This window comes from Paenalcaligenes sp. DL 463 (genome assembly GCF_057475185.1).
The window spans coordinates 99,144-119,528 of the sequence record NZ_JBYBKX010000002.1 but is presented as its reverse complement, the minus strand read 5'-3'; the positions used below and the strand labels follow the sequence as shown (position 1 = coordinate 119,528).

At 50.1% G+C, this 20,385-nt stretch carries 18 protein-coding genes; 8 read left to right on the top strand and 10 right to left on the bottom strand.

Annotation, left to right across the window (positions count from 1 at the left end):
- The first annotated feature begins 239 nt into the window (after window positions 1-239).
- On the top strand, window positions 240-1,403 hold the full coding sequence (locus AC2UZI_RS10630) for an alpha-hydroxy acid oxidase (RefSeq protein ID WP_486943849.1): 1,164 nt from the start codon (window positions 240-242) through the stop codon (window positions 1,401-1,403).
- Between the two features lie 108 nt (window positions 1,404-1,511).
- Here the strand turns inward: AC2UZI_RS10630 and wrbA are convergent, their stop codons facing one another.
- From wrbA to AC2UZI_RS10600, 6 genes are all read right to left on the bottom strand, one after another.
- A complete protein-coding gene (gene wrbA, locus AC2UZI_RS10625) occupies window positions 1,512-2,111 on the bottom strand; it encodes an NAD(P)H:quinone oxidoreductase (RefSeq protein WP_486943848.1) in 600 nt (199 codons plus the stop codon).
- A 72-nt stretch (window positions 2,112-2,183) separates the two neighbouring features.
- Complete coding sequence (locus AC2UZI_RS10620; protein ID WP_486943847.1) at window positions 2,184-2,585, bottom strand: PaaI family thioesterase; 402 nt, start codon at window positions 2,583-2,585, stop codon at window positions 2,184-2,186.
- 9 nt (window positions 2,586-2,594) lie between these two features.
- Window positions 2,595-2,930 carry an I78 family peptidase inhibitor gene (locus AC2UZI_RS10615; protein ID WP_486943846.1) on the bottom strand — a complete coding sequence of 112 codons (336 nt, stop codon included), beginning with the start codon at window positions 2,928-2,930 and terminating at the stop codon, window positions 2,595-2,597.
- A gap of 4 nt (window positions 2,931-2,934) precedes the next feature.
- Window positions 2,935-3,522, bottom strand: coding sequence for a DNA-3-methyladenine glycosylase (locus AC2UZI_RS10610; protein ID WP_486943845.1), 588 nt, complete (start codon window positions 3,520-3,522; stop codon window positions 2,935-2,937).
- A 4-nt stretch (window positions 3,523-3,526) separates the two neighbouring features.
- A complete protein-coding gene (locus AC2UZI_RS10605) occupies window positions 3,527-4,561 on the bottom strand; it encodes an adenosine deaminase (RefSeq protein WP_486943844.1) in 1,035 nt (344 codons plus the stop codon).
- An 82-nt stretch (window positions 4,562-4,643) separates the two neighbouring features.
- Window positions 4,644-5,024 carry a DUF423 domain-containing protein gene (locus AC2UZI_RS10600; RefSeq protein WP_486943843.1) on the bottom strand — a complete coding sequence of 127 codons (381 nt, stop codon included), beginning with the start codon at window positions 5,022-5,024 and terminating at the stop codon, window positions 4,644-4,646.
- Window positions 5,025-5,150: 126 nt separating this feature from the next.
- Here AC2UZI_RS10600 and AC2UZI_RS10595 point away from each other — a divergent pair, with 126 nt between their 5' ends.
- From AC2UZI_RS10595 to AC2UZI_RS10565, 7 genes are all read left to right on the top strand, one after another.
- Entirely contained in the window at window positions 5,151-6,803 is a 1,653-nt protein-coding gene (locus AC2UZI_RS10595; protein ID WP_486943842.1) for an acyl-CoA dehydrogenase family protein, read from the top strand.
- A 74-nt stretch (window positions 6,804-6,877) separates the two neighbouring features.
- A complete protein-coding gene (locus AC2UZI_RS10590; protein ID WP_486943841.1) occupies window positions 6,878-7,489 on the top strand; it encodes a thermonuclease family protein in 612 nt (203 codons plus the stop codon).
- Window positions 7,489-9,696 carry an ABC transporter substrate-binding protein gene (locus tag AC2UZI_RS10585; protein WP_486943840.1) on the top strand — a complete coding sequence of 736 codons (2,208 nt, stop codon included), beginning with the start codon at window positions 7,489-7,491 and terminating at the stop codon, window positions 9,694-9,696. Before AC2UZI_RS10590 ends, AC2UZI_RS10585 begins: the two co-directional genes overlap by 1 nt.
- Window positions 9,693-10,670 carry an ABC transporter permease gene (locus AC2UZI_RS10580; RefSeq protein WP_486943839.1) on the top strand — a complete coding sequence of 326 codons (978 nt, stop codon included), beginning with the start codon at window positions 9,693-9,695 and terminating at the stop codon, window positions 10,668-10,670. The genes AC2UZI_RS10585 and AC2UZI_RS10580 overlap by 4 nt, the downstream gene beginning before the upstream one ends.
- 54 nt (window positions 10,671-10,724) lie before the next feature.
- A complete protein-coding gene (locus AC2UZI_RS10575) occupies window positions 10,725-12,218 on the top strand; it encodes an ABC transporter permease (protein WP_486943838.1) in 1,494 nt (497 codons plus the stop codon).
- Window positions 12,215-13,942 carry an ABC transporter ATP-binding protein gene (locus AC2UZI_RS10570; protein ID WP_486943837.1) on the top strand — a complete coding sequence of 576 codons (1,728 nt, stop codon included), beginning with the start codon at window positions 12,215-12,217 and terminating at the stop codon, window positions 13,940-13,942. Before AC2UZI_RS10575 ends, AC2UZI_RS10570 begins: the two co-directional genes overlap by 4 nt.
- 103 nt (window positions 13,943-14,045) lie before the next feature.
- A complete protein-coding gene (locus AC2UZI_RS10565; RefSeq protein WP_486943836.1) occupies window positions 14,046-14,558 on the top strand; it encodes a DUF1178 family protein in 513 nt (170 codons plus the stop codon).
- A gap of 115 nt (window positions 14,559-14,673) precedes the next feature.
- Here AC2UZI_RS10565 and efp read toward each other — a convergent pair whose 3' ends face one another.
- The 4 genes from efp to acnB form a co-directional block, all read right to left on the bottom strand.
- Complete coding sequence (gene efp / locus AC2UZI_RS10560; protein ID WP_486943835.1) at window positions 14,674-15,234, bottom strand: elongation factor P; 561 nt, start codon at window positions 15,232-15,234, stop codon at window positions 14,674-14,676.
- 69 nt (window positions 15,235-15,303) lie between these two features.
- The gene (earP, locus tag AC2UZI_RS10555) at window positions 15,304-16,413 is read right to left on the bottom strand and encodes an elongation factor P maturation arginine rhamnosyltransferase EarP (protein ID WP_486943834.1); all 1,110 of its coding nucleotides are present in this window, start codon (window positions 16,411-16,413) and stop codon (window positions 15,304-15,306) included.
- Between the two features lie 6 nt (window positions 16,414-16,419).
- Window positions 16,420-17,625 (bottom strand): DUF2863 family protein, encoded by a 1,206-nt coding sequence (locus AC2UZI_RS10550; protein ID WP_486943833.1) that lies wholly within the window; start codon window positions 17,623-17,625, stop codon window positions 16,420-16,422.
- Between the two features lie 168 nt (window positions 17,626-17,793).
- Window positions 17,794-20,379 (bottom strand): bifunctional aconitate hydratase 2/2-methylisocitrate dehydratase, encoded by a 2,586-nt coding sequence (gene acnB, locus AC2UZI_RS10545; protein ID WP_486943832.1) that lies wholly within the window; start codon window positions 20,377-20,379, stop codon window positions 17,794-17,796.
- Window positions 20,380-20,385: the final 6 nt, after the last annotated feature.

The following is a 20,385-nucleotide window of genomic DNA, read 5'->3' as shown; positions in this document are numbered from 1 at the left end:
ATTTTGAGGTTGTCAACACTTAACATGTGGTTAATTTTTTGAGTTAATCAGCTGTTGCCTTAACTCGTTAAACGGCGACCCGTTCACAACAAAAAACCGTCTTCTGTCTTACGAAGAACGCTATTCTAGCATTGTTTTTATCAAGTGGGGGAATTATTTGTATGGAGTAAGTGCTTTACTCTTCTATTACTTGTAGAATAACGGTCTTGTGACACCGCAAGTACTACAGGAGATGCAGTGTGGAAGATTTATCCAAAATTACGTGCGTAGCTGATTTTCAGAAGCTAGCACGCCGACGCGTGCCGCGCATGTTTTATGATTACGCTGACTCTGGGTCATGGACTGAGTCCACGTACCGAGCCAACGATAGTGATTTTCAGCGTCTATTGTTTAGGCAGCGTGTGGCGGTGGATATTGAAACTCGTAGCCTACAAACTACGATGTTGGGCGAGCCCGTACGTATGCCAGTGTCGATTGCACCGACCGGTTTAACGGGCATGCAGCATGCCGATGGTGAAATTTTAGCAGCGCGTGCTGCGCATAAGTTTGGTGTGCCGTTCACCTTATCGACCATGAGCGTTTGTTCATTGGAAGATATTGCAGAACATACACGTGCTCCGTTTTGGTTCCAGCTATATATGATGCGCGATCGCGAATATATTGCTGCGCTTATTGATCGTGCTAAGGCTGCGAATTGTTCAGCGTTAGTGATTACGCTTGACCTCCAGGTTTTGGGGCAACGTCACAAAGACATTAAAAATGGTTTGTCCACGCCACCGAAGCCTACCTTGCTGAATTTGCTGAATCTTGCGACCAAGCCGCGTTGGTGCAATGCCATGCGTCAAACGAAGCGTCGTAGTTTTGGAAATATCGTAGGCCATGCTAAAGGCGTAAGCGACTTAAGCTCGTTATCCACCTGGACGGCAGAGCAGTTCGATCCTAGCTTGTCTTGGAATGATATTGAATGGATTAAGCAGCGCTGGGGTGGAAAAATCATCCTTAAAGGCATTATGGAAGCCGATGATGCTCGCCATGCGGTGAACGTTGGCGCCGATGCTATTGTGGTGTCTAACCACGGTGGACGTCAGTTAGACGGCTCGCCGTCAGCCATTTCGGCAGTCCCGCACATTGTCGATGCCGTTGGCAATCAGACCGAAGTGTGGATGGATAGTGGTATACGTTCAGGCCAAGATATTCTACGAGCGGTGGCACTGGGTGCTCAGTCTACAATGATTGGTCGGGCATTCTTGTATGCCTTAGGTGCAGCGGGCGAAGCAGGCGTTACACGCGTCTTAGAAATGCTTGAAAACGAATTAAGCATTACGATGGGTTTTTGTGGACGTAATGATATTAAAGAGATCGACCGCAGCATATTATTGAACCCTGATATCTTTGATCGCTAATTCAATGCGTTGTACAAGATAGCTTGTACAGCATATTGACGTAGAAAAGCCCACATCAATCATTATGTGGGCTTTTTTATTTACGTATGGCGTCAAGTGAACGAAGTGTTAACCGAAAAGTTTGATCGCCACTTCGGCAATGTGTTGGCCTTGGTACCGGGCCCCATCCAGTTCGTTGGCGGTGGGTTGGCGTGAGCCGTCGCCCCCGGCGATTGTACTGGCGCCATAAGGGCTTCCCCCTGTGACTTCGTCAAGGCGGGTTTGACCTTGAAAGCTATACGGTAAGCCTACAACTACCATTCCAAAGTGCAATAGGTTGGTGATAGCGCTAAATAAGGTGGTCTCTTGGCCCCCGTGCTGGGTAGCTGTCGATGTGAAAGCTCCGCCTACCTTACCGTTCAACGCACCCTTAGCCCACAAGCCACCTGCTTGATCTAAAAAGTTACCCATTTGCGAAGCAATGCGTCCGAAACGGGTGCCTGAGCCAATAATGATGGCATCGTAATCGGCTAATTCTTCAACTTTGGCAATGGGGGCAGGCTGATCCATTTTATAGTGGGCAGCTATGGCCACTGACTCAGGTACCAGTTCAGGTACGCGTTTAATGTCTACCTGTGCACCGGCTTTTTTTGCGCCTTCGGCAACAGCTTGTGCCATGGTTTCGATATGACCGTATGACGAATAATATAAAACAAGTACCTTTGCCATGGTGAATCTCCTGAGGGGTGATAGATCAAGAAAGATCGATGTTTAGGATTCAGATGTAACGCATTGGTAACGCTAACGCAAGGTGTATGTTGCACTAGCATGGGCCACGAGTTGTGACTGTTGATCGTAGAGCGAAATTTCGCCAAACGCGACGCTTCTGCCACGACGAAGGATGCTAGCAACCAGCGTTACGCTATTAGCATAGCGAGTGTTCATCACATTCATATTAAAAGCCATGCAATGCATCGTAGATAAATCGCTCTCACTACGTGTGAGCGCTAAGCTCATGGCTGTTTGCGCTGCTACCGCATAAACCTGCGCACTAAGCGCGCCCGACGCATCATAAAGCTGCGCATCGGCGGCCAACGTCAGGGTAAGTGAGTTGTCGCTACGTTGTTGAACGTGTAACGGCAAAGAGCGTACCCAAGGGGCAAAGTGGTGGTGCAGGCAGCGCTGTAACTCATCAACCGTCATAGGGGCAGGCTATCCACAATAAATGTTGCTAATGGAGGCGGCTTCATCAATACGGATGTTTAATCGTTCGGGGTCGTAGTCGGTAGTGTAGTGCGCGTCAGGTCTAAGAATACGATGGCTTATTGCACCCGAACGCTTCTGCAAATCGGCAGCCGTATTTGAACCTAGCGATTGGCCAACCGCTGATTGCACGGGGGCGGTATCGCATGATGCCGTATTACTGGATGCCGAGTAGTCTCGGGAGGTGGCAGAGGAAGAAGGGTCTTCTTGACTAGCGCCGCATGCGCTTAAACCTATCACAACGAATACAGAGAAAATCAGGCGCTTGGTGTCAGTAAAGCTCATGGTTTTAATCCTTTTTTATCGGTGCAGGTTTGGAAACATAGGAGTTTGGACTGAGTAAAAAGCGCAACGGTTTTTGTGCCCAGTCGCCAGCATAATCTACCCCAATGCGAGGGGCTTGAAGTATGGTTTCTTGTGCAAGTAAGGCATTGCTTTTGGCTGGGCACACGTAAAGCTCGCCATGGCAAAGATCTAGCCCATTATGCGAGCGATCTAGCGACAAGGCTTTGCACAGTCTTCCCGGTCCAGAAGCATTCATTTCGATATTATGCACCGGTTCTAAGGCACGTATTAATACGGCTGTGCCGCTACCTTCAGCTTCGGTCACGATATTAAAGCAATGGTGTAAGCCGTAAATCAGGTAGACGTAAGCATGGCCAGCGGGGCCGAACATGATTTTGGTGCGAGGCGTGATGCCTTTGGAGCTGTGGGCGGCCAGATCGTTTTTTCCCAGATACGCTTCGGTTTCTACAATTCGCCCGATTTGAAGCTGAGTAGGCCGCCCTACGACCAGATAGCTACCCAACAGTGCGCGAGCCACAGTGACTGTGTCTTGAGCGTAAAATTCGCGAGTGTATCGTTCGGGTAGCTGCATGAGCTTAATGTGCTTGTGCCTGCTCAAGTGCCTGCAGGTGTTTAGCCTGATCAGCAGCAGATAAGAAAGACGCTTCGATGCTGTTACGAGCTAAGGTGACGAGCTCATCCTTGCTTAAATTTAACGCATGGGCGCTGGCTAAGTAGTTATCCAATAAATAGCCTCCAAAGTAAGAGGGATCATCGGAGTTTAAGGTGATACGCATGCCTTGACGCAGTAAGCGAGCTAAGTTGTGTGTGCTTAAATCGTCTACCACTTTTAGCTTTAGGTTAGACAAAGGACAAACGGTAAGGGCGATTTTTTCTTGAAGAATACGCTGCACTAGGGCGGGGTCTTCCTCGCTGCGCACACCGTGATCAATGCGCTCAACGTGAAGAATATCCAGTGCATCTTTGACGTACTGCGCCGGACCTTCTTCACCCGCATGAGCCACCAGCCTAAACCCGAGCGCTTTACAACGCGCATAGACGCGGGCAAATTTTTCAGGTGGGTTGCCATTCTCGGCAGAGTCCAGCCCAATGGCTATCCATAAATCGCTGTACGCGTCGCGAAGCGGTAGGGCGGCTTCTAGGGTTTCAAACGCCTCTTCTTCGCTGAGGTGACGTAAAAAGCTAAGGATGAGATAGCTGCTTATACCCAATTGCGCTTGTGCATCTCTACAGGCCGTTGCAATACCAGCAAACACGGTTTCCATGGCGATACCGCGTGACGTATGTGTTTGCGGATCGAACATGATTTCAGTGTGCACGGCGCCATCCGCATGGATACGCTTGAAATACGCCATGGTCATGGCGTAAAAGTCAGCCTCGGTGATTAGCACACGAGCCCCTGCGTAATATAAATCTAAAAATGATTGCAGATCGGTGAACTCGTAGGCAGCTCGCAATGCCTCGACCGAGGGGTAGGGAAGTTCAATATTATTGCGTTCTGCAAGTTCAAAAATGAGTTCAGGTTCAAGTGTGCCTTCGATGTGCAAGTGCAGTTCGGCTTTGGGTAGTTGTTGAATAAAGGCTTTGAGTGGATGTGAGTGGTAGGGCAACGTGATCTCCGGATAATAGGTTGCGATGCCTGATGTCTTAGGGGGAAGATCATGGCAAATTCGCTTTTTTGTTTTTTTGCTGTTAGTTTTTGGGACGCAACAAGGCGGCGACAGCGACTAACCCCCAACCTGCAATCATCAACATGCCCCCTATGGGCGTGATGAATCCTAACCAAGTCGTGTTTGTTAGCACGAGTGCATACAAGCTGAAACTAAAAAGTAAGGTGCCGAGTAAAAGAGTGGGGCCTGCTAAACGGGCGCAGCGCGGCTGTAGGTGCGGCGTAATCGCAACCAAAGCCAACAGACCTAAGCCGTGCAAAAGCTGGTAGAGCACTGCCGTATGCCAGACTGCAAGCATATTAATATGGACGACATTACGTAGGGCATGTGAGCCAAAAGCCCCGGCCGTTACACCCAGCATGAGAAGAATCGCGGCACTGCCGCAGAGTAGTCGAACAGGCATGATTTTAGTTAACCAAAGAGTAAACCCTTACTTTAACAGTCGGCGGCCTAATTTATGCTGTAGTTATCCGTTAACCTGAATGTCGACACGGATGAGTCCCTGAGTGTTCAACTTGGAGTACTACGTATGCAAGTGACTACACCCAATCAAGTCGGCGACATCGCTGATTACAATAAGTATACGACTGATCTTGCATTGCGGGCCGCCGTGGCCAAATGGTCTTCCTTTAAGGCCCACAAACGACTTGAAGCCTATGGCGCACGCTTGGGTTCCTTAGAGGTGCGAGAGTGGGGCGTATTAGCGAATGAACATCCCCCAGCGTTTCAGGCGTATACCCGTTTGGGAGAGCCAAGTAACCGCATTGATTTTCATCCGGCGTGGCACAGCTTAATGCGTTTGGCGATGCAATACGGGGTTCATAACCGAGCGTGGTGTGTCGATCAGCCGGGTTCGCACGTTGAGCGTGCAGCGGCGTTCTTTATGCACGGCCAAGTTGAAGCGGGTTCGTTGTGTCCGTTAACCATGACATCAGCCGCTATACCTGTGGTAATGCAAGAGCCTGAGCTTGCAAGTGTAATGCCGCATTTAGGCAGCGATAGCTATGACCCACGAGATCTTCCCATTACGCATAAAAATGCCATTGTGATTGGAATGGGGCTGACCGAGCGCCAAGGTGGATCTGATCTACGCCAAACGCAAACCACGGCAACCTTACTTAATGAGGTTGGCTCTCAACAAACGTACACGCTAAAAGGGGAAAAGTGGTTTTATTCGGTACCTACCGCCGATGCGCATCTTGTTCTGGCACGCAGTGAGTCGGGGCTATCGTGTTTTTTTGTGCCACGTTTGAAAGAGAACGGCCAAGCGAATGGCATACGGATTCAACGCCTCAAACAGAAACTGGGAAACCGTTCAAATGCGAGTGCGGAAGTCGTGTTTGATGGTGCCGAGGGGGTTTTAGTCGGCGAGCAAGGGCGCGGCATAGCGACGCTGATGCGCATGGCTGGCTTAACTCGTTTGGATTGCGTTTTGGGCAGTGCGGCGTTAATGCGCGAGGCTTTGGTACAAGCGCTGCACCACGCCCAGCACCGCCATGCTTTCGATAAGCCGTTAATTGAGCAACCTTTAATGAGTGCGCTGCTAGTGGATATGGGCGTAGAGTGCGAAGCGTCTACGTTATTAGCGCTACGTTTGGCGCATGCGGTCGAGCAGGTGTCGCATCAACGAGGTAAAAATGGCTTGGACGAAGCGCTGGTGAGAGTGGTGATTCCGGCGACAAAGTTTTGGGTGTGTAAGCGTGCCCAACAGCTTAGCGCCGAATGCTTAGAGGTGTGGGGCGGTAATGGATACATTGAAGATAATATAATGCCGCGCCTTTATCGCGAGGCGCCTGTTAACGCAATTTGGGAAGGATCGTCAAACATCATGTGCCTAGAGGTGCTGAAAGCCTTGAGTCGTGAGCCTCATTTTATTGCGCCGCTTCGTCAGTATTTAGGTGAGTCTTTGCAGCATTCTACGCCAGCACAGGTTGCCCTGCAGCGCTTGGAACGCATGTTGTCAGCCGATGAGCTCGAGCGCACGATCAGTGCAAGACGAATTGCGCAGCATGTGGTGATATTAATGCAGGCAGCATTGTTACGGGAGTGTTCGCCTGAGTATGTCTCTCATCATTTTGAGCGCGCTATGTTCCTCGAAGGCGGCTTAGGAGTATACGGTTTAGAAGGGCGTAACGCCGAAACAAAAGTCATCCTCGAGCGTTACTGGCCTTATTCCGCATAAAGATACTGGACATCAGTCATTCAAAACTTATAATCAACAAGCCATTTACTTTCTTTATTTTGGATGCGTCACTGATGTCTAAACGCCCTGCGTTTTTTCGTAATAAATCGAAGTTTCGTCAATCGCTCACCCTAGGTGTGATTGTGGTGCTTGCCGCTTCGGCGGTGTGGAACAACGCACAAGAAGGCGACGACGAGGGCCGCTCGCTTAAGTTAGCTAAGGGTGAGTATTTACTAGAGGCCACGGTAGCTAACGTCATTGATGGCGACACCTTTAATGCAACGGTTAGCGGCACAACGCATCGAGTTCGTATGGCCAGTATCGATGCACCAGAAACGCATACCAGCGCCCAGCGTCCCGGCCAGCCGCATGCTAAAGCGTCACGCGATTTTTTGGCCTCGCTGATTGCGGGGCAAAACGTAAGCCTGCGTTGCTTTGAGCGGGACCATTATGATCGCGATGTGTGTGACGTTCACTTATCCAAGGGTGCGACAGTGAACGAGCAAATGGTAGAGGCGGGTTATGCATGGGCTAACACCGAAAAGCAGGGCATGTTTTTACGTAATGGCGCCTTAGTTAACATTCAACAGCAAGCCCGATCTCAGAGGCGAGGACTCTGGGAGCAGGCGAATGTTAAAGCACCGTGGGTTTGGCGTTACGAGTGCTGGCAGCAAGGAAGTTGCTAATGACAACACTAAGGGCAGGCATTACAGCGTTATTTCTGATGGTGGCGGCTTCGGGATGCTCTGATCAAGCTGTAAACAGCCCTTATGCCGAAGCTGAGATTGCAGAGAACGTATTTTATACGGCCTTCACCCAGCGTTCGCCTAAGTACTTAGACCCTGCAAGCAGTTACTCTACCGATGAAACGCCCTTTACGTACTCAATTTACGAGCCTTTATACGGTTACCATTATTTGGCCAGACCCTATCAGCTCATCCCTCGAGCCGCTGAAGAAATCGTTGAGCCCTATTATTTAGATGAGCAAGAGCAGCGCTTACCCGAAGACGTAGCGGGTTCGAGCGTCGCCATCAGCGTTTACGATATTCCGATTAAACGGGGTATTCAGTTTCAGCCCCATCCTGCGTTTGCTGTCGATAACAACGGATCACACCGCTATTGGCCTATCACCCCAGACGCTTTAAATGGCAAATACGCTATTAGCGATTTTGAACAGAGCGGCACCAGAGAGCTAACGGCTTACGATTACGTTTACGCGTTTAAGCGCTTAGCCAGTCCGCGGGTTGTATCTCCGATTTTTGCCACCATGGCGCAACACGTAGAGGGTTTGCGCGAGCTCGGTGACACGCTGCGCGAGCTGGATCAACAAACAGAGAGAGAGCAGTGGCTGGACTTACGTTCCGTCGAGTTGACGGGCGTACAAGCTCTTGATCCTTATACGCTTCGCATCCGAGTAAAGGGAAAGTACCCGCAGTTCAGGTACTGGTTAGCCATGACCTTCGTGGCCCCCATTCCTTGGGAGGCCGAGCGTTTTTATCATCAACCGGGGATGGCTGAACACGGTCTAAGCTTGAATACGTGGCCAGTGGGTACAGGCCCCTATATGTTAAGCGAGTCGATCCCGAATCGCCGTCATGTGCTGTCACGTAATCCTAATTTCAGAGGTGAGCCGTATCCGTGTGAAGGCGAAGCGGGTGACGCGGCCTTAGGTTTATTGGTTGATTGCGGCAAATTGACGCCGTTTATTGATAAGGCGGTGTTCAGTTTAGAGAAAGAAAGTGTGCCCCTGATGGGCAAATTCTTGCAAGGGTACTACGATATTCCTCAAATCGAGCGCGGCGAATACGGCGTGTCGATGACGGTCGCCGCGGAAGACTCGGTCGATAAAGCAAAGCTTTACGAAGAGCGCGGTTTACAGCTTAGTACGGCGACGGCGGCACAAATTTTCTACATGGGCTTTAACTGGTTAGACCCGGTAGTTGGGTTAGGAGATACGCCGGAACAACAAGAGAAAAACAGGTATTTGCGACAGGCGGTAAGCATCGCCTTTAATTGGGAGCAGTTCGTTTCCATTTTTCAAAATGATCAGGCGGACGTAGCACACGGCCCACTGCCCCCGGATGTCAGCGGCTACCTACCCCTTCCCGAAGGGGTAAACCCAACGGTTTATAACCTGACCCAAGCCGGAGTAGAGCGAAAGGGCTTAGACGAGGCGAAAGCACTGCTGGCGAAAGCGGGTTATCCAAACGGTAGAGATGAAAAAACGGGGGCACCGTTAATCCTGTATTTTGATTCGGCCGGGGGCATGGGCTCTAGCGCTATGCTCGATTGGATGCGTCGCCAGCTTGGTTCAATTGGTGTGCAACTTGAGATTCGGGCAACGGACTACAACCGCTTCCAAGACAAAATGAGACGCGGTTCGGCCCAGATGTTTATGTGGGGGTGGGTTGCCGATTATCCCGATGCGGAAAACTTCTTATTTCTTCTGTACGGACCACGAGCTCAAGCGCTTACTAATGGTGAAAATGCGGCGAATTATCAAAATGCCGATTACGACCGCCTCTTTGAGGAAATGCGTTTTTTAGACGATGGTCCTGAGAAAGACGCCGTGGTGCAAGAGATGATAGGCATCGTCCAACAGGATGCCCCATGGATGTTTGGCTATTTCCCGAAGGCGGGGGGCGCCTACCATTCGTGGGTACATAACGCGAAACCTACCCAAATGGTGCGTAATACCTTGCAGTATTTGCGTATTGATCCTGAGCAGCGGGTGGTGTTGCAAAAGCAATGGAACGCACCGTATTGGTGGCCGCTATGGTTAGTGCTGGCTTTGGCTTTTGCTGTCGCCGTGTATGTGTGGCGCAGCGCGCAGGCCCGTGAAAAACAAACGGCCAGAGCAGCAGCCGTGACGCCAAAGCAGGAGCAGTCATGATTCGATACTTATTGCGTCGCTTAGCCTATGGTGTATTGATTTTACTAGGGGTTAATTTTTTAACCTTTGTGTTGTTCTTTGCCGTGAACACGCCGGATGATATGGCTCATCTTGCTATCGGTAGTCAACGCGTCAGCACAGAAGCCATCGAGCTTTGGAAGCAAGAGCGTGGTTACGACAAGCCCTTGTTTTATAACGCCGAGCAGTCGGGGCTAACGGCGTTTAAGGACACCATTTTCTATAACCGATCTGTGCCATTGCTTCGTTTTGATTTTGGCTTTTCCGATTCCGGTCACGATATCACTCACGAGATTCGTAACCGGATGGGGCCAAGCTTAGCCTTGGCGCTACCTACCTTTATCTTAGGCCTTGGGGTATCTGTCGCATTTGCCCTATTACTGACCTTCTTCAGAGGGACTCGACTGGATTTTGCGGGTGTGGTGGTTTGCGTGGTGCTTTTGTCAATTTCGGGCTTGTTTTACATCATTGCAGGCCAGTGGCTTTTCGCTAAAGTGCTGCGGTGGGTGCCTTATTCGGGATGGATCGATGGCATGAACAGCATTAAGTTCTTAGCATTGCCTGTGCTGGTGGGCATTATCTCTAGGCTGGGTGCCGAAAGTCGCTTTTATCGTAGTTTGTTTCTTGAGGAAGCCAGCAAAGACTATATACGTACGGCCCGCGCTAAAGGCTTATCAGAGCGTATCGTGTTGTTCCGGCATTTATTACCGAACGCGATGCTGCCCATTTTAACGGGCACCGTATCTGCCATTCCTTTACTTTTTATGGGTAGTTTGATTTCCGAGTCGTTTTTTGGCATTCCGGGTTTGGGGAGCTACACCATTGATGCCATTAATGCACAAGACCTTTCTATTGTGCGAGCCATGGTGTTTTTGGGCTCAGCACTCTACATTGTGGGGCTGATGCTAGCTGATATTTCCTACACCTTAGTCGATCCACGAGTTCGTTTTGATTAGGGCCCGCGAAGATGACTGTAAGCTCCTCTCAACGTTATACGGGGTGTCACAAACATGCCTAAGTTAGCCTTGTTGTGGACCGATGTGTTTATTTGGCTAGCCGTGCTGGGTGGACTGGTGTATGTCTGGCATGTCACACGCAATACCGCATTGAAAAAAGCGTGGACCAGCGTATTGCGCACCCCTTCGGCCGCCGCGGCAGGGGTTATTCTGTCTGCGTTTCTTGTCGTCGGCTTGCTTGACTCTATTCATTACCGACCACTGCTGCCCCCGTTGGAAAACGCTGAGCAAACCGAAGCACGCTATGCGCCTATTGCGCGATCTGTGCTTGACGATGTGTTAGAGAAGTCCGGCTTAGCTAAAGTCGAACGCACCTATTCGGCTCCCTTAGCCTTACATCTGTTCTTTAAAGAGTCTCAGTTAATCGACGGGGAAGCGGTGCGAGACTTTCCCGCCCTAGAGTTTGCAGCGTTAAATATCGACTCTACCGAGCAGCGTGCAGCAGATATTACACGCTTGTTGGGCTACGCGACCTTGGTGATGGCGGTGTGGGTGGCATTCTCACTGTTGTTATGGAATGCCTTGTTAAAACGCCGTTTAACAGCGCAAGGCATCGCGGTGTCGTGGCTGACTGTTCGCCAGCATTGGTGGCGCCGCGATAGCGAGTTTTATGCATGGAAAGCCACCTGGTACGCGCTGACGGCACTGGTGCTGTGTGCGAGCGTGGTGGTGGCATTAAGCAGTAATTACTACGTATTTGGCACTGACCGTTCTGGTAATGATGTGATTGCGCTATCGCTAAAAAGCGTGCGCACGGCGCTGGTCATTGGCACCTTAACCACCTTTGCCATGCTGCCTCCAGCTTTGGGTTTTGGTATTGCCGCTGGTTACTTTAAGGGGTGGGTAGACGATCTTATCCAGTATCTCTACACCACCTTGACGTCGATACCCGGCGTGCTATTGATTGCGGCTTGCGTGTTGTTAATGCAGGTCTATATTGATAATCACCCTGAGCTGTTTGATACGGTTGCGGCCCGTGCTGACCTGCGTTTGTTTTTACTGTGTTTGATTTTAGGATTGACGGGGTGGTCGGGTTTGTGCCGGCTATTGCGAGCTGAAACCCTTAAACTACGCGAGCTCGAGTATGTGCAGGCCGCCAAAGCTTTTGGTGTTGGCCATATCCGCATTATGCTCAAACACATTTTGCCGAACCTAATGCATATTGTCTTGATCACGATGGTGTTAGAGTTTTCGGGGCTGGTGTTGTACGAGGCGGTGCTTTCTTACTTAGGTATAGGGGTGGATCCCAGCATGCCATCGTTTGGCACCATGATCGATGCAGCTCGTGTGGAAATGTCCCGTGACCCCATGATCTGGTGGAATTTAGGTGCGGCGTTCTTCTTTTTACTAGCGTTGGTGCTGTCAGCAAATATTTTTGCGGATGCCGTTCAACGGGCTTTTGACCCTCGAGCCAGACGCCTGCATATTCAGGTGCCTCGGGGGCGAAAAAACAAAGCGCCAAGTGCGGCCCAAAGTGAGTTGCCATGAGTACAGTATCTACTCCCTTGCTGTACGTGAACGGGTTGTCGGTCGACATCGCCTCTGATGCAGGCATTAACCATGCCGTTAAAACGTTGCAGTTCAGTGTGCTCAAAGGCCAAACCTTTGCGTTGGTTGGCGAGTCCGGATCAGGTAAAAGCATTACCGCACAGGCTATTTTGCGATTACTGCCCGACGCCGCCTGGATCGATCAGGGCAGCATCGCGTTAAATGGCGATGATGTGTTGGATTACTCTGAAAAAGACATGCGTAGCCTAAGGGGGGCAAAGGTTGGCATTATTTTTCAAGAGCCTTCGACCAGTTTGAATCCGGTGATGAGCATCGGGCAGCAAATTTCCGAAACGTTACGTTTGCATACCTCGTATCGCGGTGCGGCGTTAAAAGAACGTGTGATTTGGTGGTTAACGCGTGTTGGTATTCCTAATGCAGAGCAGCGCTTAGCCGATTACCCATTTCAATTTTCAGGTGGGCAACGACAGCGCGTTATGATTGCGATGGCTCTGGCGGCAGAGCCTCAGTTGCTGATTGCTGACGAACCTACGACCGCGTTGGATGTTACCGTTCAAGCGCAAATTCTCGATCTGCTGGCTGATATTCAGCAAGAGATGGGACTGGGTATTTTGCTAATCACTCACGACTTGGCTGTGGTTAGGCGTATCGCGCACCAAGTGGCGTTAATGCGCTATGGCGAAATTGTGGAAATTGCCGAGGCATCTCGTTTTTTTGCGCGCCCTGATCACCCTTATGCTAAGGAATTATTGGCTGCCATTCCGACCTACGAACGACGAGGGCAGGCATTAAGCGCTGTGTCCACTGACGTATCGTCACGTGAGGCAAAGGAAGTGGTAACGAAGACAATGGAAACGACGTCACGGCAAACCCTACAACAGCCTGTTGATCTGGCGCACAAAGCGCTTGGACCAGTGGTGCTTGAGGTCAGTGATTTGTCGGTAGCGTATTCGCAATCTCGGGGTGTGTTACGCAAGCCCAAACTCTTACCAATTGTGCAAGAAGTGTCCTTCAATTTACATCGTGGCGAAACGCTAGCGCTGTTGGGAGCGTCAGGCTGCGGTAAAAGTACGATTGCCAAAGCGTTGGTGCGTTTACTGGATGGGCAGGCGAAGGTCACCGGTCAAGCCATATTAGAAGGTGATAACCTGCTTGATGTGAAGCGATCAACACTGAGAGCCTTGCGTCGACGCATACAGATCGTCTTTCAAGACCCTTTTGCTTCATTGAACCCACGCATGCTGGTTGGTGATATTTTGCATGAAGGGATAAGGTCGTTAAAACCCGAGGCGTCTAAAGCGCAACGCGACGCCAGCATCGTGCAATTGTTAGATCAAACTGGGCTGCCCAAGAATAGTGCTGAACGTTATCCACACGAGTTTTCCGGTGGTCAACGACAACGAATCGCCATTGCACGTGCATTGGCGGTCGAGCCCGCCGTGCTGCTCTGTGACGAACCCACCTCGGCGTTAGATGTTTCAGTGCAAGCTCAAATCCTTGATCTGCTCAATGCGCTTCAGAAAGAGCATGGCATTGCCTATTTATTTATTACACATAACTTTGGGGTGGTCGAGTACCTAGCCGATAGGGTGGCTGTCATGCATGAGGGCCGGATTGCCGAATTAGGCAGCGCACATCAAGTGTTAAAACAGCCAAGCCACCCTCAAACCCAACAGCTTTTGGCCTCAGTTCCGCGGCTATAACGTGAGTTCAGCACCGAGAGTAGGGTCTCGATATAATGTAATGAACGTTACCCGTTAATGGCGTGGTCTTGTATTTCGGCAAACCACCCTCATCTGGAATAGTATGGGATTAAAAGTATTCGATTTACAGTGTACGAACGGCCATGTTTTTGAAGGCTGGTTTACGTCACACGATAATTATCAAGAGCAGCGCGAGTCAGGCTTTTTGCGTTGTCCTGTTTGTGACTCTGCCGAGCTGACAAAAAAACTCTCAGCGCCGCGTTTAAATCTCAGTCATTTGAAAAGTGATACCCGAGCATCGCGTAGCACCGAGCAAGAAGAGACCAGTGCGGGCAGTAGCAGTGGCAGCAATAATGCGTCGCCTGTTGCTTCTCCCGGTACGGCAGACTTAGCCAGCCTACAGGCCGAGATGCTTCGTAAATTTAAAGATATCGTGCGTAACTCTGATGACGTTGGCGTCCGCTTTGCTGATGAAGCCAGACGCATGCATAATGGCGAAATTGAAGAGCGCTCAATTCGAGGAAGTGCAACCGCTGACGAGTATGCCGAGTTGGCAGACGAAGGGATTGCCGTGATGCCTATTCCCGAGTATTTGGATGATGATCGTTTGCAGTAAAATCCGATGTCCACTTTGCGCAGGCTCTCAAGCTCATGCACACAACAAAAAGCCCATCATTTTTAGATGGGCTTTTTGTTGGCTGGGCCATAAGGCCCTACGGTAATTGCGCAAACTATGAGTTTACACGGCTACGGTATTCATTCGTACGTGTGTCAATTTCAATGTTGTCGCCAATTTCGCAAAATAGCGGCACAGAGACGTTATGACCCGAACTGATCGTGGCAGGCTTAAGCACCTTACCTGAAGTATCGCCTCGCACTGCAGGTTCAGTGTAAGTGATTTCTCGTACAACGGTATTAGGTAGCTCGAGTGAAATGGCGCGGTCTTCGTAAAAGACCACATCAACCTGCATACCATCTTCAAGGTAATTAAGGGCATCGCCCATGCTGTCCGCTTCAACTTCGTACTGGTTGTAGTCTTGATCCATGAAGACATACAACGGATCAGCAAAATAGGAGTAAGTACATTCTTTTTTCTCGAGTAGTACCACTTCAAATTTTTCGTCAGCTTTATGTACGGCTTCACTAGGGCTGCCGGTCAATAAGTTTTTGAATTTGAGTTTCACAACAGCCGAGTTACGCCCCGACTTGTTGTACTCGGATTTTTGTACGACTAAGGGCTCGCCGCCGATCATTACGACGTTACCGACGCGTACCTCTTGAGCAGTTTTCATAGGTAGAAGAACTCCGATTAAGGATGGCTCCGCGCACATCGTTGTTAGCGGAGGTCTAAACCGTCTATTTTAACGCGAACGTAGCGGTTCAGTACAGAAACCAATAAGACGAGTGCACAGATCGTCGTGTTCAAGCAAGTGGGCGCGCCATAATTCAGCCTCTTTATTCCAGATCTCCCACTGCGGCGTTTGTAGCTGTTGCGCAAGTTGCTTGGCAAAACCTGTGGAGTCACCTGTTGACCACGCATGCATCAAAGCGTGAGTTGACGGGGTTAAGGGGCTGGTTTTCAGCAGTGCCTCTAACTTACTGATGTGTAGATCATCGTCTTGCAGATAAGGTTGCCAAATCATGGGCTTGCCTGCCCATAGGGCACGCAGTAACGAGTCTTCACCACGCACAATATTGACGGCGCTTAGCCACAGCAGTTGGTCGAATTCATCTTGGGGCACAAAGTTGAACTGATGCCATAACACGTCATCGTGACCTGAACTGAGCTGTGCTGTGGTAAGTGGGTAGGGGCTAAGGACGATAAACTTTTGTCCACTTTGATTAAGGGCAGACAGCAGCCCGTCGACCGGTGCATTAGGGTAGTTAAAAAGTAGTAGTTGTTGGCGTTTATGGTTGCTTAACTCATTTTGCACTGCAGGAGCAATACCCAACTTCGACCAGAGTAATCTTGCGTTGTTGTGGTTGGCTAGCCACTGCTGTTGATGGCTAAGTAGATTATGCTCGCGTAATAAACCGCCTGTTTTAGAGGTAAAACCAGGAAAGAAAAAGAATTTTCGTTGCTGTTGTCCTTGCGGAGAGGCGTGCCCATGAAAATCGTCTACCCAACTTTCGGCACTGAGGTACTCAAGGTTGATCCACAGGTGTTGGTGGCTAATTTGATCGCGCACGCATTGGGGTAGTTCGCATGCGAAGGCTTCGATGACAACCTGATGCAAAGCGGGGAATGAGGTGTGATCAGACCATTGTCGTATGTCGACTTGGGCTACTTTCTGTTGTGCTAATTGAGGTTGTATGACGGGTTCGATCTTAGCGAGGCTGTGTAAGTCATCTACCCACAAGCGCACCGTAGCAGAGTGTGGGCGAGCTGCTAATTGCCGAGCTAATCGCCAACACACGCCAATATCGCCGTAGTTATCGACGACACGGCAAAAAATATCAAAGTGAAGCACGGCTGGTTAGTGTAATTGCAAAGGGTCGAGGTTAAGTTCTTCGGGTAAGTCGGGGTGCAGTAGCTCGCCCTCTTCATTGGGAAAGAATGGAGCGCTACAGTCGTCGCAGGTTTCAGGTAGGTACAGCCCAGGTAGCAAACGAACTTCCGTGATGCCAAATTCGTTTAACAACGATGCGATTTCGCTAGGCGCATCCAGATATTCCGGACTATTACTGTCGGTCTCTTCTGGAATCAGGATGGGCCAAATTGCCCCATAAATAGCACTTGTACTTTTTTGGGTATTAAAACCTATTCGGTATTCTTCCACTTGTTCGTTACCACACGCGGCAATGACAACGCTTAAGTCGGATGCGGATAGCTGAGCGGCAGTTTGCAGCCATGTGACGGCGGCTTTGACGGTTAGCGGGCGCATGTGCTTGTCGGCTTCGCGATTGTTTGCATAGAACGCGTTGGGCAACCAATAATCGGTACTGCAGCCGGTAAAGGTTTTACCCAGTAACGAATGGCACACGTCTTGCCATTCATTAATGATCTGAAGTTGCTCAGTTAAGGGGTCAGTGCCATCCTGTTGCCAACGGAATAACGCTTCGCCTTTTGGTACAACGACTCCGACTAAAATGAAACGTGCGTCAGCCAGCAAGCCGTAAGACTCGTCATCGGCTTTAGGCGTAATATCGTCGGCAGATTGGCTAAGCGCGCGCTTGGCTAAGCGAGTCAAAAGCTGACGAGTTTCATTGAAATTGGCGGGGAGTTGGTCAAAACTTAGTAAATGATTGACCACAGAGATTTGCGCGTCTGGGTTTAAGACCTTAGCTAATAAGCGGTGTTCAAGATCCGTTATGACGGCTTCATTTAACATACCATGCGGTAGTTGATAGCGTGTCCAGACGGTAATCGGCAAACTAATCAACAACGCATCGTAGTTGGCGCCTTGGTGCTCGAAGGTTAGCGACTCGGCCACCCCTTCGGCGAGGCCCGCCAAAATTTCGTACTGTGCATGTAGCTGTTGCTGCCCCAGGAACTCAAATAAGGTTTCAAGCAAGCGAGGTTCTTTTGCGGCTAGTGCTTGATTGATGAGCTTGACGAGTTTGGCTTCCCAAAAGTCATCTTCGACCTTAGAGCCTGACCGAGTTAAGGCATCAGCATAACGCAGTAAAAGCTGCATATCGCGATGCAAGTGTTGGTGCTCGGGTAATGAAGGTACAGACATAGGCCGCTTATAGGTTATGTTAAACGCAGTATATGACTAAGTTTACCCTTGTTGTGTAGCCAAGTGGGGGTAATCGGCGGATGAAGTAACCCTCATCATGTTTGTCCATAAAAAATGCCGAACAGCGTTGAGGCTGTTCGGCAAGGGTAGGGCAATTAGCCGTTTAGGCTAGGTGCCTACTGAATCTGCGATCTCTTGGTACTCTTCAATTTGATCGAAGTTCATGTAGCGATAAATATCATCGCTATTGCTGCTAAGTACACCCATATCTGCCATGTATTCTTCTTTCGTTGGAATACGTCCTAAGCGTGAGCAAATTGCAGCAAGCTCGGCCGACCCTAAGAACACATTCGAGTTCTTACCTAGACGGTTAGGGAAGTTACGCGTGCTGGTGGACATTACCGTAGCGCCTTCACGTACCTGTGCCTGATTACCCATACATAAAGAGCAACCCGGCATTTCCATGCGTGCACCAGCTACGCCAAGCACACCGTAATGACCCTCTTGGGTAAGCTGCGACTGATCCATTTTGGTTGGCGGTGCCACCCATAAGCGGGTAGGAATGTCGCGTTTGCCTTCCAGTAATTTAGAGGCAGCGCGGAAGTGACCGATATTGGTCATGCAGCTACCAATAAATACTTCGTCAATCACCGTACCAGCCACTTCGGATAAGGTTTTCACATCATCAGGGTCATTCGGGCAGGCAACAATGGGTTCGTGAATATCGGCCAGATCGATTTCAATGATCTCGGCGTATTCAGCATTGGCGTCTGGTTCGAGTAGTTGCGGATTAGCCAACCACTCTTCCATGCTTTTGATGCGACGTACCAAAGTGCGCTCGTCTTCATAGCCGTTCGCAATCATCCATTTCATCAGGGTGATGTTGCTGTTTAAGTACTCGATAATTGGCTCTTTATCGAGACGAACGGTACATGCCGCAGCAGAACGTTCGGCTGACGCGTCAGAGAGTTCAAAAGCTTGCTCAATTTTTAAGTTAGGCAGACCTTCGATTTCCAAAATGCGGCCAGAAAACGCGTTAACCTTTCCGGTTTTTTCTACAGTAAGCAAGCCTTGCTTGATGGCGTAGAGTGGAATGGCGTTAACCAGATCACGCAGAGTGACGCCGGGTTGCATTTCGCCTTTGAATCGCACAAGGATGGACTCAGGCATGTCCAATGGCATCACGCCTGTTGCTGCCGCAAACGCCACCAGACCCGATCCGGCGGGGAAGCTGATACCGATTGGGAAACGTGTGTGTGAGTCACCACCTGTACCAACGGTATCAGGCAACAACAAACGGTTTAGCCACGAGTGAATAATGCCGTCACCGGGGCGCAAGGACACGCCTCCACGGGTACTGATAAAATCAGGCAGTTCGTGATGCGTTAAAACATCCACTGGTTTAGGGTAAGCAGAGGTGTGACAGAATGACTGCATGACCAAATCTGCTGAGAAGCCCAAGCAAGCTAAGTCTTTTAACTCGTCGCGTGTCATGGGGCCAGTAGTGTCTTGGCTGCCCACGGTGGTCATACGCGGTTCGCAGTACGTACCAGGGCGTACACCTTCGCCTTCGGGCAAGCCGCAAGCGCGACCCACCATTTTTTGAGCCAATGTGTAGCCTTTATCAGAGCTAACGGGCGCAGTTGGTAGGCGGAATAACGCGGTGGCAGGCAAGCCCAGCACTTCACGTGCGCGAGCTGTTAGGCCTCGACCAATGATCAGTGGAATACGGCCACCCGCACGAACTTCATCGAACAATACGTCGGATTTTACAGTGAATTCGGCAATGACTTCGCCGTTTTTCAATGCTTTGCCTTCGTAAGGAAGTAGCTCAATGACGTCGCCCATTTCCATTTTGGACACATCTAGCTCGATGGGAAGGGCACCAGCATCTTCCATGGTGTTATAGAAAATCGGGGCAATTTTACTGCCTAAACAAACACCGCCAAAACGCTTGTTGGGTACGTAAGGAATGTCGTCGCCGGTAAACCATAACACGGAGTTAGTGGCTGACTTACGTGAAGAACCCGTACCGACTACATCACCAACGTAAGCAATTTGGTGACCTTTTTCTTTAAGCGATTGTAGTAGCTTAATGGGGCCAACTTTTCCGGCTTCATCAGGCTCGATACCGTCGCGTGGATTTTTCAACATCGCTAAAGCGTGAAGCGGGATGTCAGGGCGACTCCATGCATCAGGGGCAGGTGACAGATCGTCAGTGTTGGTCTCGCCGGTTACTTTGAAGACGGTGAGCGTTAAGCTTTGTGGGACTTCAGGGCGGCTGGTAAACCATTCGGCGTCAGCCCAGCTTTGCAGAATTTCTTGTGCGTAGCGATTACCTTGATCGGCCTTTTCTTTAACGTCATGAAAAGCGTCGAACATTAGCAAGGTGAATTTCAAGCCTTGTGCAGCGACGGGGGCAAGCTCTTCGTCGTCAAGCAATTGCAATAGGGTGCTAATGTTGTAACCACCGAGCATGGTGCCTAATAGTTCACAGGCCCGTTTACGATCGAATAGGGAATTGGTTTCGGTGCCAAGCGCAACGGCGGCTAAATACGACGCCTTAACTTTAGCGGCGTCATCTACACCAGCGGGCACGCGATGAGTGAATAGATCGAGTAAGAACGCTTCTTCACCAGCAGGTGGGTTCTTGATTAACTCGATTAGATCAGCGGTTTGCTTTGCCGTTAAGGGCAATGCAGGAATGCCCAACGCAGCGCGTTCGGCAACGTGTTGGCGATATGAATCCAGCATGTAGCA